The following is a 12659-nucleotide window of genomic DNA, read 5'->3' on the forward strand; positions in this document are numbered from 1 at the left end:
ATGTGACATTAATTCAACTTATAGCGAACTCCAAGCAATTTAGAAATTTCTTCTAAAAACTCATTACTTGGATTGATCCTTACTGATTTTGATGGCATCTCCAGTGTCGTTTCCTCATCATAATCCATGATCATGAATTTTAACTGACAATTTCTGCTTTCATTTTGATCAGAATTGATCCTGACAATTTCATCCATCTTATTCATAAAAGTTTCAGAAAGTTCAGTAAGTGGCAACTGTATTGTCAGACATTTTGACATTTTATCCCGCAATTCTGATAACAGAACTATACTATTTACCTTAAACTCCCAGTTATCCTTTTGTTTAAAGCGCTCTGTAACAATACCTCTAACCTGAAGAAACAGACCAACATCTAAATATTGTTTTAGCTTAATATAATCTTCACCAAAAAGAGCTATTTCAAATGTCTCACCATAATCTTCGAACATGAAAGATCCAAAAGGTTTACCTGTTTTTGTCGTACCGTGCCTGCAAGCAGAAACCAGTCCGCCAATGACCAGATCCCGGTTACTTATTTTTTTGAACTCCTCCTGGTCTTCAGGCAGGATCTCTGTGCCTTTCATTCTATTGACCAGGCTGAGGTGTTTAACCTGATGTGAGCAGAAATTATCAAGCTCAAACTTATAATTGTCTAAGGGATGTCCGGTGAGATAGATACCGATCGATTCCTTCTCATACTTCAATTTTTCGATCAATCCCCATTCTTCACATTCAGGCATTTGAGGCTCTGAAATTTCAGCATCATTCGTCCCCCCAAACAAGGAAGCCTGGGAAGAGTTCAGATTATTCTGAAAATCATTAGTATATTTTATCAGTCGCTCGATTCCATTATAAAAACCTCCGTCAGGCTTGAAAAAGAATTGTGACCTGTTATGTCCAAAGCAATCAAATGCTCCTCCGTAAACAAGGTTTTCATAAACCTTTTTACTGACAGACCGGGAATTGGTACGTCTTGCAAAATCATAAATGCTTTGATAAAGTCCATTTTCAGTACGTTCTTCAACAATACTTTCTACAGCCTTCTCTCCTACGCCTTTCATTCCTGACATACCAAAACGAACCTCACCCTTTTTATTTACAGTAAAACTCAGTTCCGACTCATTTATATCAGGCCCCAATACAGAAATCCCCATCTGTTTACATTCTTCCATAAAGAAGGATATCTTTTCGATGTTATTCTGGTTATTGAGTACCGCAGCCATGTACTCAGATGGATAATTTGCCTTTAAATAAGCTGTCTGATAGGCTACAAAGGCATAACATGTGGAGTGTGATTTGTTAAAGGCATATTGCGCAAAAGCTTCCCAATCTGTCCAGACCTTTTCTGCAACTTTAGAATCATGCCCATTCGTTTTACAGCCCTCCATGAACTGGGCTTTCATTTTATTCAGTACTTCGATCTGCTTCTTACCCATTGCCTTTCTCAATACATCCGCATCGCCCTTGCTAAAGCCGGCAAGTTTTTGTGAAAGAAGCATCACCTGTTCCTGATAAACAGTAATACCGTAGGTTTCTTCGAGGTGTTCCTGCATATCCTGCAAGTCATAACTAACCTCTTCCCGCCCATGTTTACGGGAAATAAATTTCGGGATATATTCGATCGGTCCCGGACGATAAAGGGCATTCATAGCGATAAGATCCTCAAACTTGTCCGGTTTCAGATCTCGCAGATACATTTGCATCCCATCACTCTCAAACTGGAAGGTTCCATTTGTATCTCCACGCTGGTAAAGCTCAAAGGTCTTTTGATCTTCAAGAGAAATATAATCAATGTCAATGTCAACATTATGATTCTGCTTGATCAAACGCAAAGCATCCTTGATAATGGTCAGAGTTTTAAGTCCCAGAAAGTCCATCTTGATTACGCCCGCATCTTCAATAACCCTTCCGTCAAACTGGGTAACAAGCAGATCAGATTCCTTAGAGGTTGCAACAGGTATGATATCAGTTAAATCATAAGGAGCAATGATAATTCCTGCAGCATGTACTCCAACATTCCTTACAGAACCTTCCAGGATCATCGCTTCTCTTAAAACTTCCGCCTGAAGGGTCTTACCATCATCAAGAATTTTACGCAGTGTCTTAATATTCTCAAAATCCTCCGGATTTTGCTCCTTTTTTACGGTTTCAATTGGCGCCGTCATCACCTGCACCAGGTTTGTGCCCGGTCTGTCCGGAACCAGCTTTGCCAGCATATTGGATTCCGACAGTGGCAGATCTAATACACGTGCAACATCCTTAATACTTGATTTGGCAGCCATAGATCCGTAGGTGATGATCTGTGCTACCTGATTTTTTCCATATTTATCAACCACATAGTCAATAACCTTTTGCCTTCCTGCATCATCAAAATCCGTATCAATATCGGGCATTGACTTACGGTCAGGATTCAGGAAACGCTCAAAAAGCAGATTATATTTAATCGGATCTATATTGGTAATTCCAATGCAGTAGGCAACTACTGAGCCTGCAGCAGATCCCCTTCCGGGGCCAATAAACACTCCCAAATCACGTCCTGCCCGGATAAAATCTGCTACGATAAGGAAATAGCCTGCAAATCCCATCGTACGGATAGTGAAGAGCTCAAAATTCAGTCGTTCTTCAACTTCCGGTGATATATCCCGATATCTGTCCTTTGCACCTTTAAAAGTCAGATCTTTCAGGTATTCCCATTGGTTGAGATTTTCAGATTCGGGTCCGGAATGAATTTTAAACTCCTGAGGAATAGGAAAATTAGGAAGCATGATATCACGCTTAAGCTGGAGGTGCTCAACCTTATCCACAATTTCATTGGTATTATCTAAAGATTCAGGAAGATCATGAAATACCTGCCCCATTTCTGCCTGACTTTTGAAAAAGAACTGATCATTTGGAAAACCAAAACGATAGCCTTTACCACTTTCTTCATCTGTAGCGATCGGAGTACTTTTCATATCTCCGGTATTTACACATAACAAAATATCATGTGCATTTGCATCCTGTTGATCAACATAATGCGAATCATTTGAACAAATGACCTTGACATTATATTTTTTTGCAAACTTCAGTAAAACTGCATTCACAGTTTCCTGTTCAGGTATATCATGTCGCTGTAGTTCAATATAGAAGTCCTCGCCAAAAAGGTCGAGCCACCATCTGAATTCAATTTCCGCCTCTTCCTCTCCTTTTTTCAGGATTGTTTGAGGCACAGATGCACCCAGACAACAGGTAGTAGCAATTAATCCCTCATGATATTGAAGAATTAGTTCCTTATCAATTCGTGGCCATTTACTGTATAATCCTTCAATATATCCAAGAGAGCAAAGTTTAACCAGATTTTTATATCCTGTGGCATTTTTTGCGAGTAGCAACTGGTGATAACGGATATCACGCTTTTCTTTGGTAAATTGTTTTATATGCCTGTCATTAACCACATAGAACTCACAGCCAACAATTGGCTTTACCCCGTGTTTACCTGCCTCCGCAACAAACTTAAATACACCGAACATATTTCCATGGTCGGTGATAGCCATTGCCTTCATTCCATCAGCTTTTGCTTTTTTGAAAAGGCGCGAAATATCAGCGGCACCATCCAAAAGTGAAAATTGAGTATGTACGTGGAGGTGCGAAAAATCAGGCATAAAATTTTATTGGGATGAGTCACAAATTTACGAATCTTTTGAGCCGGGTGCAGTAGTGTTGAAAAGTAAAATTTAAATTTTAAGGAGATGAAATTTGCTGCATAAGCAAAATAAGGGCATCCTATTTGCTTAATCACATTACACAAATAATTCACATCCTGGTTGTACAAATTTTAGTCCATACAATAATTGAATCCTGTCGATGAACAAAAGCACTATCATTATCTCACTCTCACTTTTTATACTAAGTAGTTGCTCCTCCCTTTATATGCCCAACGTTCCAAACACCCCTATGCTGAGTTCAAAAAATGAGCTGCATGCGGCTGCTCACATCAGTCTCAAAGGCAATACCTCCTTCAATTCTGCTTATGCTGTTTCAGATCATTTTGCGATTCTTTTGAATGGCTCAATTATGAACAATGACAAAAACCGAAAGGATTTTAGTCATAATTTACTGGAGACCGGTGCTGGCTATTTCACAACACTGGGTCCCGATAAAAACCGGATTCTGGAGATATACGGAGGTTTTGGAAAGGGAAACAGCGAAAGGATTTACAAACAGGATTCAGGTACACTCATCGAAGAACGTCAGGAAACCAGTTTCGGAAAAACATTTCTTCAGGTAAACTATAGTTCAAAGAGAATGAAAACCCTTAATCTGTTTGGAGCACGTTTCCCATTGAACTACGGCACTGCATTGCGAATTAGTCATGTAAAAATGAATAAGTTCACAATCAATGATCTGGCACAGGTAAAGGAAGACAATATTTTTGTAGAACCTGTATTTTTTACCCGTATGGCGATCAGTAGAACGGTACAGCTGCAATATACAAGCGGAAGTAATTTCGGTCTTAAGAACAGGAAATTTTTAACTGCAGGAAGTTCAGTTCTAAGTGTTGGCCTGGTCATTAATGTCGGTGGAAAAAATAATGCTTCAACACCTGCTAACACTCCAATACCTTAGTTAAAAATGAAACAAAAATCTTACAGGAATCTGTTAAAGAATTTCATAAAAAAGATTGAATTTTCTATCTTCGGCTTATAATTTGATCAGTTCCTGAAATCATTGGAACAGATGAAATACACTGTGCAGAAATGGCATTCATTAAATCACAGAATGATCCGATCTCAAATTTAAATAAATCATAAAATGAAAATTACAGTTGTAGGAGCCGGTGCCGTAGGAGCAACCTGTGCTGATAACATCGCCAGAAAAGAGTTAGCTGAAGAACTTATTTTGTTAGACATCAGAGAAGGTTTTGCTGAAGGCAAAGCTATTGATATGATGCAGACTTCTGCATTACTGGGTTTTGACACTAAAATCAAAGGTGTAACCAATGATTATGCTGCTACTGCAGATTCAGAGGTTGTTGTTATTACTTCAGGATTACCGCGCAAACCGGGAATGACCCGCGAAGAACTGATCGGTACCAATGCAAACATTGTAAAAAGTGTTACTGAGAATATCCTTAAATACTCTCCAAACACTATCATTATCGTGGTTTCAAATCCAATGGATACCATGAACTACCTGACCCTAAAAACTTCCGGACTACCTAAGAACAAGATCCTGGGTATGGGTGGAGCATTGGATTCAGCAAGATTTAAATATTATCTGAGTGTTGAGCTTGGCTGTTCTCCAGCTGATCTTAACGCTGTGGTTATTGGCGGACACGGTGACACAACCATGATCCCGCTTATTAATCATGCTACATGGAACAGCATTCCCGTTACGCAGCTTCTTACTAAAGAGCAGCAGGACAGGGTAGTTTCTTCAACAATGGTTGGTGGTGCTACTTTAACTAAATTAATTGGAACATCTGCATGGTACGCTCCTGGAGCAGGCACGGCAGCCATGGTTGAAAGCATTGTTCGCGATGAAAAGAAACTGATCTCTTGCGGAGTTGCATTAGATGGCGAATATGGTCAAAAAGATATCTCTCTGGTTGTTCCGGTAATTATCGGAAAGAACGGATGGGAAAAAATCCTTGATTTTAAATTATCTGATTCTGAACAGGCCGAATTTAACAAAAGCGCCGATGCAGTTAGAGCTATGAATCAGGTTTTGAAAGAATCTAACCATATCTAAATATATTGCTTTTATAGAAATGGCAAATACCATAGTTCCGCTGGAACTAATAAATTTAAACGACGACGGCTTCCACCTATTGGTGGAAGTTGTTGTTTTTGGGCAATCCTTTCATGCAGTACTCGATACTGGTGCCTCAAAAACAGTTTTTGACAAAGGAACAGTAGAGAAACTCATGAAGGATGGTGATCTGATGGCCTCAGACAAGCTTTCTACCGGTCTGGGGACTAATACCATGGAAAGCCATACCATCATTTTACCTCAATTGAAGATCGGAAAGCTGAAATTGAAAAATTTTGAAGCAGCAGTTCTTGATCTTTCTACAATAAATCAGGCATATTCTACTCTTAACCTGCCTCCTGTCATTGGCGTTTTGGGTGGCGATATTTTGTTCAGCCATCAGGCTATCATAAATTACAAGAAATTACGTCTAAAACTGGTCAAATAAAGGTCACTCATATCTATTAAAATCAGTAAATTGATTTAAAATAAGATGTATGAAATGGCTTCTGTTTATTCTATTAACATCCCTTCTAAATAATGTATTCTCCCAGGAGATCAGTGGAAAGTGGTATGGTAAATTAACACAGGGGCCTGGAGGTTATAACGATCTGTTTGATCTTGAACTTAACCTAAATCAAAAAAAATATATTTGGGGCGAATCCCTCGCTTCATACGGAAATGCAAATAAAATCAGGATAGGACTTTCTGGCCGAATAGTCGCAGATAGCATAAGATTGGCTGAGACCATAGACATGATCCAGGAAGATATCGTTCCATGGAAATGGGTTGCTTGCATTAAGAAGTACAACCTTGCCTACAGAAAGGATGGCAACTTTGAATATCTGGAAGGAACATGGACGGGTGTAAGTAAAAATAATCCTGAGAATGCTTGTATACCGGGCCGTGTGATCTTATCGAGATCTGTATCAGGGCTGAATCTACTCCTATCGGAACTTAAAGATTCTATAATCAATACCGAACAAATTGCTTATCAAAGTCCCGAACCTCCAATTTTAAACTTTACAACTGAGTTTCTGAAAACCATACCCAAAAAGGTAACAGAAATAAAGGTTTATCATTCAGATCTGCAGATCCTGCTTTTAGATTATATGAAAGTTGATAATGATACGGTCTCTGTTTATTTGAATCGGGACTTATTAGTAAAAAATATCAGAGTGACAAAAAGACCCACAGTAATAAATTTCAAATTGGATACACGCATGGAGCTTCATGAAGTTTTACTTTACGCCGAAAATCTGGGACTGGTGCCTCCGAACACCTCTGAGTTAATTCTTGTTGATGGAGACAGCAGACACCGGATCATGATCGTATCAGATAAAGAAAAATCTGCGACAATATATTTAAGATATAATTCTCAAAAATGATTTATGGCAAATTCCAAAACAAAAAAGCCCTTCAAACGAATTGAAGGGCTTGATTTTACTATTTAAGGATTGAATTAGATATCAATCCGGGCATATTTTGCATTTTTCTCTATAAAATCACGTCTTGGACCAACTTCATCGCCCATTAGCATTGAAAATATATGATCACATTCAGCTGCATTTTCAATGGTTACTTTTCTTAAAGTACGAGTTTCAGGGTTCAAGGTGGTATCCCACAATTGTTCTGCGTTCATCTCTCCAAGACCTTTATAACGCTGAATATTTACACTTTCCTCTTTACCTGCACCTTTCAATGCCTGTACGGCTGCATCACGCTGCTCATCGGTCCAGGCATATTGAAATTCCTTGCCTTTTTTCACCATATAAAGTGGCGGTGCTGCGATATAGATATAACCAAACTCAATCAACGCCTTCATGTATCTAAAGAAGAATGTTAGGATCAGGGTAGTAATGTGAGAACCATCCACGTCAGCATCGGTCATAATTATGATCCTGTGGTAACGTAATTTCTCCATATTAAGCGCCTTGGCATCTTCTGCAGTCCCAATACTCACACCCATTGCAGTGAACATATTCTTGATCTCATCATTTTCATAGATCTTATGTTCCATTGCCTTTTCAACATTCAGGATCTTTCCTTTTAAAGGAAGAATTGCCTGAAAATTACGATCCCTGCCTTGTTTTGCAGTTCCACCTGCCGAATCTCCCTCGACAAGGTATAGTTCACATGCGGCAGGATCATTATTCGCACAATCTGCAAGCTTGCCAGGTAAACCTGAACCTCCCATAACAGTTTTACGCTGAACCATTTCGCGTGCTTTACGAGCCGCGGCTCTGGCAGTGGCAGCAAGGATCACCTTATTGACGATCATCCTGGCTTCCTTCGGATTTTCTTCAAGATAATTGCCCAGAATCTCACCAACTGCGATGTCGACAGCTCCCATAACCTCATTATTACCTAATTTGGTCTTGGTTTGTCCTTCGAACTGTGGTTCCTGAACTTTTACAGATATAATTGCTGTAAGTCCTTCCCTGAAATCATCTCCGGTAATTTCGATCTTCATGTTTTTCAACATTCCGGATTTTTCAGCATAAGCCTTCAGCGTCCGGGTTAATCCACGACGAAATCCGGCAACATGGGTACCACCTTCATGGGTATTAATATTATTTACATAGGAATGGACATTCTCAGTATAGGTATCATTATACTGAAGAGCCAGTTCAACAGGTATTCCTTGCTTAATTCCTTCTACATAAATCGGTTCAGGAATTATTGAAGTACGCATTGCGTCAAGATATTTGACAAACTCCTTTAATCCACCTTCTGAAAAGAATTCTTCAAAAAGAAATGAACCATCATCGGTAGTTTCCCGCTCATCCGTTAGTGATAGGCGAATACCTTTATTCAGGTATGCTAATTCACGCAAACGTGCAGCAAGTGTATCAAATTTATAATCGGTGGTTAGCGTAAATATTTCGGGATCTGGCTGAAAGGTAACTGTTGTACCAGTTTTATCACTTTCACCAATTACTTTAACATCGTACTGAGGTTTACCACATGAATATTCCTGTGCGAATATTTTACCTTCACGCTGAACCTCAACCTTTAGAAGAATTGAAAGAGCATTCACACAACTTACCCCAACACCGTGCAAACCACCAGACACTTTATAAGTATCCTTGTCAAATTTACCACCGGCATGAAGTACAGTCATTACCACTTCCAGTGCAGACCGTTTTTCCTTGGTATGCATGGCAGTAGGAATTCCACGGCCATTATCTTCAACAGTGACTGAATTTCCCTTGTGTATGGTTACTTTAATATCAGAACAATAACCGGCAAGAGCCTCATCAATTGAATTATCAACTACCTCATATACTAAGTGATGCAATCCTTTAAACCCGGTATCACCAATATACATTGATGGGCGCTTTCTTACCGCTTCCAGGCCTTCTAAAACCTGTATATTATCCGCCGAATAATTAGATCTGTCTTCTGTTTCTTCGCTCATATTTTCTTATAACAACAAGTACCAAAAATAACCATTTCAGATGGAATAAGTTGCATTGTGGATAAAATAACACTACATTCCTTTACCGGCAATCCGGAGGAAATTAAATGGTTGAGATAATGGTTTGAAAGTTTATATTTGTCTAAATTTTTATAAAAAAATATGAAGAAATTAATAACAGGCATAAGTAAAATTGCAGCCATTTTCGCTATAGCAGCAATTGTTGTCTCATGCAACAAAGAACAACCTAAAACTGCGGGCACTGCAACAGGCACAACTGCAAACAATTCAGAACCTGTAGTCTATGTAAATTCAGACTCCCTGTTGACTAATTATGAATATTTTAAAGCAGTTCAGGTTACTTTTCAGGAAAAATCTAAAAAAGCTCAGGCTGATCTGACTGCAAAAGGTGCAGCTTTTCAACGTGAAGTTGCTGCTTACCAGCAAAATGCAGGTAGTTTAAGCGCAGACCAGCGTGCTTCGACAGAGGAACGTCTTGCAAGAAAACAACAAGAACTGGCTACCTACAATCAAAATGCAGGAAATGCACTTTCAAATGAAGAAGCTGTAGAAAATGAGAAATTATATAACAAGGTTTCAGATTTTTTAAAGGTTCACGCTAAAGCAAAAGGATATAAAATTGTATTGACTTATTCTAAGTCAAATCCAGCAGTTTTATATGCTGATCAAAGCCTTGATATTACAAAAGAAGTAGTAGCAGGTTTGAATGCAGAGTATAAAAAAGACAAGAAATAAATTTCTTTTAAATACCAATTGAAGAACCCCGGAACCACCGGGGTTTTTTATTTTCATGTTTATTTTGGCAATGACTTGATTTTATAGATATTGAAGACATATGTCAGGAATTGAGCAACATCAAAAATTCATGCGAATTGCAATCCGCCTTGCAGAACAAAATGTAAAAAAGGCAATCGGCGGACCATTCGGTGCTATTATAGTAAAAGATGGCAAGGTTATCGCCAAAAGTTCTAATAAGGTAACTCTTAAGAAAGACCCTACGGCTCATGCAGAGGTCTCAGCCATCAGAATTGCCTGCAAAAAGCTTGACACATTCGACCTCCAGGGTTGTGTGATCTACACCAGTTGCGAACCATGCCCAATGTGCTTAAGTGCTATTTACTGGGCACATCTGGATGAGGTTTATTATGCCAACACAAAAGAAGACGCTGCAAACATTGGATTCGACGATCAATTTATTTACGATGAGATCGCTCTTCCTTATAAGAAAAGGAAATTACCTTTTCACCAGATCATGAGAAAGGAAGCAATAAATTCATTCAAGCTTTGGGATGAGTCGGTAATGAAGATCGAATATTAATGATTAGTAGACGTAAATTCATTTGGGGTGGCATTGGAATTATCACTGCATCCATAGGTATCAACTCCTTTTGGTATGAGAAATTATTCATTGAGCTGAATGAATTTTACATTGGAAATGCAGGTCCTAAAACAAGGAACATTAAGGTTGTTCAAATCTCTGACCTTCATTTAAGATCTATAAGATCCAAACATCTTGAACTTGTTAAGACCATCAATCAACTCAAACCTGAATTGATCATGTTCACCGGTGACGTAATTGACCGAAACAAAAATCTTGGAAAACTGGACAAATTTCTGGCTATGTTCGACCCATCCATTCAAAAAACTGCAATTCTGGGAAACTGGGAATGCTGGGAGGTACATCCCAGAGAATTACTGAAGATTTATCAAAAACATCAATGCGAACTTATTGTCAACCATTCATTCAGGTATGAATTTGGAAATACTTCGGTTTCCGTTTCCGGGATGGATGACCTGATCGCCGGGAAAGCCGATTACAAAATGGCGATGGAGTTTTATGAGAAATCAACGTATCACATCATCATGACCCATTGTCCGCAACACAGGGATATTATTCAGGAGCAAATGACTGATATTCCTATTGACCTTATACTTTCAGGTCATACACATGGGGGACAGGTTAACATTTTGGGCTATGCACCTTTCAGACCAATGGGAAGTGGCAGATATATAGCCGGATGGTACAAAGATGAATTACCTCATATGTATGTTTCCAGAGGAATCGGAACGAGCGGGATACCCATGAGACTTGGATCACGCGCCGAAGTATCGATCTTTAATTTTAAAGCATAATTGCCAAATTAGAGCAGCTCTTACCTGTATTTTTTCTAAAAAATCCTAATCAAACCAGCCTTCCTGCAGATCATCAATTTCTCTGCGATCTCTTTTTGTAGGCCTTCCGGCACCTCTATCCCTGCTTAAGGTTGGACTTTGAAACATTGACTTATATGCCGGCGTATCTTCAACCGGTGTCAGATCTTCATAAAAGTTCACAGCAGTTTTTGCATCCACTCTGCGATCCAGCAAACCAACAACCTGAATTATCTTTTTATCGCTTCCCTTTTGAACGGTATACACCTCTCCTATTTTCACAACATGAGAAGCTTTCAGGTTTTGTCCGTTTAATTTTATTCTTCCGGCTTTACAAGCTTCGGTAGAAATACTACGGGTTTTAAAAGCACGTATTGCCCATAAATATTTATCGATACGCAATTTCTCTGATTCCTGCATAGTCCAAAATTACGCAACAATTGATTGATTGATACAAAAATTGACAGAAAATTCCTTTAATTTGCTTTAAATTAAAAGTATGACTACCGAATTAAAAAAACTGATTGAAACTGCATGGGAGGATCGTAATCTCATCAATTTTAAAGAATACAGAGATGCCATTGAACGGGTAATTTTACATCTTGACAAAGGCGAGATCAGAGTTGCTGAACAAATCGGAAATCGCTGGCATGTAAACGACTGGATCAAGAAAGCAGTTATCCTATATTTTCCTATCAGAGAAATGAAGGAAATTGAAGTGGGACCATTTGTGTTCCATGACAAAATGAAATTGAAAACAGATTACAAAGAAATGGGTGTCAGAGTAGTTCCTCATGGGATTGCCCGTTACGGAGCATTTCTTGCAAGGGGAGTAATCATGATGCCGTCATATGTCAATATTGGAGCTTATGTTGATGAAGGCACAATGGTAGACACATGGGCAACGGTTGGTTCATGCGCTCAGATTGGAAAACATGTTCATTTAAGTGGCGGTGTAGGTATTGGCGGCGTATTAGAACCAATCCAGGCATCTCCGGTAATCATTGAAGATAATTGCTTTATCGGCTCCAGAGCTATCGTAGTTGAAGGTGTTCACGTTGAGAGAGAAGCTGTTCTTGGGGCGAATGTTGTACTCACAGCATCTACAAAGATCATCGATGTAACAGGTGATGAACCTGTTGAATATAAAGGATTTGTACCTGCGCGTTCTGTTGTTATACCTGGATCGTATGCGAAAAAATTCCCTGCCGGCGAATATCAGGTGCCTTGCGCATTGATCATCGGACAAAGAAAAGAATCAACAGATAAAAAAACATCTCTTAACGATGCACTAAGAGAGAATAATGTGGCAGTTTAATACTGACACAGCAGCTTT

At 39.0% G+C, this 12659-nt stretch carries 11 protein-coding genes; 8 read left to right on the forward strand and 3 right to left on the reverse strand.

Annotated elements, in window-relative coordinates; all coding sequences use genetic code 11:
* Positions 1 to 8: 8 nt before the first annotated feature.
* Complete coding sequence (gene dnaE / locus BLR27_RS04370) at positions 9 to 3641, reverse strand: DNA polymerase III subunit alpha (protein ID WP_090700797.1); 3633 nt, start codon at positions 3639 to 3641, stop codon at positions 9 to 11.
* A 292-nt stretch (positions 3642 to 3933) separates the two neighbouring features.
* Between dnaE and BLR27_RS04375 the strand changes: the two genes are divergently transcribed.
* From BLR27_RS04375 to BLR27_RS04390, 4 genes are all read left to right on the forward strand, one after another.
* A complete protein-coding gene (locus tag BLR27_RS04375) occupies positions 3934 to 4605 on the forward strand; it encodes a hypothetical protein (protein WP_245704430.1) in 672 nt (223 codons plus the stop codon).
* A gap of 186 nt (positions 4606 to 4791) precedes the next feature.
* Positions 4792 to 5730: a malate dehydrogenase gene (gene mdh, locus BLR27_RS04380; protein ID WP_090700804.1), complete on the forward strand. Its 939-nt coding sequence runs from the start codon at positions 4792 to 4794 to the stop codon at positions 5728 to 5730.
* Between the two features lie 19 nt (positions 5731 to 5749).
* Positions 5750 to 6178 (forward strand): retropepsin-like aspartic protease, encoded by a 429-nt coding sequence (locus BLR27_RS04385; protein WP_090700808.1) that lies wholly within the window; start codon positions 5750 to 5752, stop codon positions 6176 to 6178.
* Positions 6179 to 6227: 49 nt separating this feature from the next.
* On the forward strand, positions 6228 to 7118 hold the full coding sequence (locus BLR27_RS04390) for a hypothetical protein (RefSeq protein ID WP_090700811.1): 891 nt from the start codon (positions 6228 to 6230) through the stop codon (positions 7116 to 7118).
* A gap of 74 nt (positions 7119 to 7192) precedes the next feature.
* Here the strand turns inward: BLR27_RS04390 and gyrB are convergent, their stop codons facing one another.
* Entirely contained in the window at positions 7193 to 9151 is a 1959-nt protein-coding gene (gene gyrB, locus BLR27_RS04395) for a DNA topoisomerase (ATP-hydrolyzing) subunit B (RefSeq protein ID WP_090700815.1), read from the reverse strand.
* A gap of 162 nt (positions 9152 to 9313) precedes the next feature.
* Between gyrB and BLR27_RS04400 the strand changes: the two genes are divergently transcribed.
* From BLR27_RS04400 to BLR27_RS04410, 3 genes are all read left to right on the forward strand, one after another.
* Positions 9314 to 9907, forward strand: coding sequence for an OmpH family outer membrane protein (locus BLR27_RS04400; RefSeq protein ID WP_090700819.1), 594 nt, complete (start codon positions 9314 to 9316; stop codon positions 9905 to 9907).
* Between the two features lie 100 nt (positions 9908 to 10007).
* Entirely contained in the window at positions 10008 to 10490 is a 483-nt protein-coding gene (locus tag BLR27_RS04405; protein ID WP_090700823.1) for a nucleoside deaminase, read from the forward strand.
* Complete coding sequence (locus BLR27_RS04410; RefSeq protein ID WP_090700827.1) at positions 10490 to 11305, forward strand: metallophosphoesterase; 816 nt, start codon at positions 10490 to 10492, stop codon at positions 11303 to 11305. Before BLR27_RS04405 ends, BLR27_RS04410 begins: the two co-directional genes overlap by 1 nt.
* 45 nt (positions 11306 to 11350) lie before the next feature.
* Here BLR27_RS04410 and BLR27_RS04415 read toward each other — a convergent pair whose 3' ends face one another.
* Positions 11351 to 11743: an RNA-binding S4 domain-containing protein gene (locus BLR27_RS04415; protein WP_090700831.1), complete on the reverse strand. Its 393-nt coding sequence runs from the start codon at positions 11741 to 11743 to the stop codon at positions 11351 to 11353.
* 79 nt (positions 11744 to 11822) lie between these two features.
* Here BLR27_RS04415 and BLR27_RS04420 point away from each other — a divergent pair, with 79 nt between their 5' ends.
* Complete coding sequence (locus tag BLR27_RS04420) at positions 11823 to 12641, forward strand: 2,3,4,5-tetrahydropyridine-2,6-dicarboxylate N-succinyltransferase (RefSeq protein WP_090700837.1); 819 nt, start codon at positions 11823 to 11825, stop codon at positions 12639 to 12641.
* The last annotated feature ends 18 nt before the right edge of the window (positions 12642 to 12659 follow it).

This window comes from Daejeonella rubra (assembly GCF_900103545.1).
In the GTDB taxonomy this organism is placed as follows: domain Bacteria; phylum Bacteroidota; class Bacteroidia; order Sphingobacteriales; family Sphingobacteriaceae; genus Daejeonella; species Daejeonella rubra.

What these genes read in the sequence shown, in the direction of transcription:
- dnaE (WP_090700797.1), bottom strand. Translation starts at nt 3,641, where the DNA reads ATGCCTGATTTTTCGCACCTCCACGTACATACTCAATTTTCACTTTTG.
- BLR27_RS04375 (WP_245704430.1), top strand. Translation starts at nt 3,934, where the DNA reads ATGCTGAGTTCAAAAAATGAGCTGCATGCGGCTGCTCACATCAGTCTC.
- mdh (WP_090700804.1), top strand. Translation starts at nt 4,792, where the DNA reads ATGAAAATTACAGTTGTAGGAGCCGGTGCCGTAGGAGCAACCTGTGCT.
- BLR27_RS04385 (WP_090700808.1), top strand. Translation starts at nt 5,750, where the DNA reads ATGGCAAATACCATAGTTCCGCTGGAACTAATAAATTTAAACGACGAC.
- BLR27_RS04390 (WP_090700811.1), top strand. Translation starts at nt 6,228, where the DNA reads ATGAAATGGCTTCTGTTTATTCTATTAACATCCCTTCTAAATAATGTA.
- gyrB (WP_090700815.1), bottom strand. Translation starts at nt 9,151, where the DNA reads ATGAGCGAAGAAACAGAAGACAGATCTAATTATTCGGCGGATAATATA.
- BLR27_RS04400 (WP_090700819.1), top strand. Translation starts at nt 9,314, where the DNA reads ATGAAGAAATTAATAACAGGCATAAGTAAAATTGCAGCCATTTTCGCT.
- BLR27_RS04405 (WP_090700823.1), top strand. Translation starts at nt 10,008, where the DNA reads ATGTCAGGAATTGAGCAACATCAAAAATTCATGCGAATTGCAATCCGC.
- BLR27_RS04410 (WP_090700827.1), top strand. Translation starts at nt 10,490, where the DNA reads ATGATTAGTAGACGTAAATTCATTTGGGGTGGCATTGGAATTATCACT.
- BLR27_RS04415 (WP_090700831.1), bottom strand. Translation starts at nt 11,743, where the DNA reads ATGCAGGAATCAGAGAAATTGCGTATCGATAAATATTTATGGGCAATA.
- BLR27_RS04420 (WP_090700837.1), top strand. Translation starts at nt 11,823, where the DNA reads ATGACTACCGAATTAAAAAAACTGATTGAAACTGCATGGGAGGATCGT.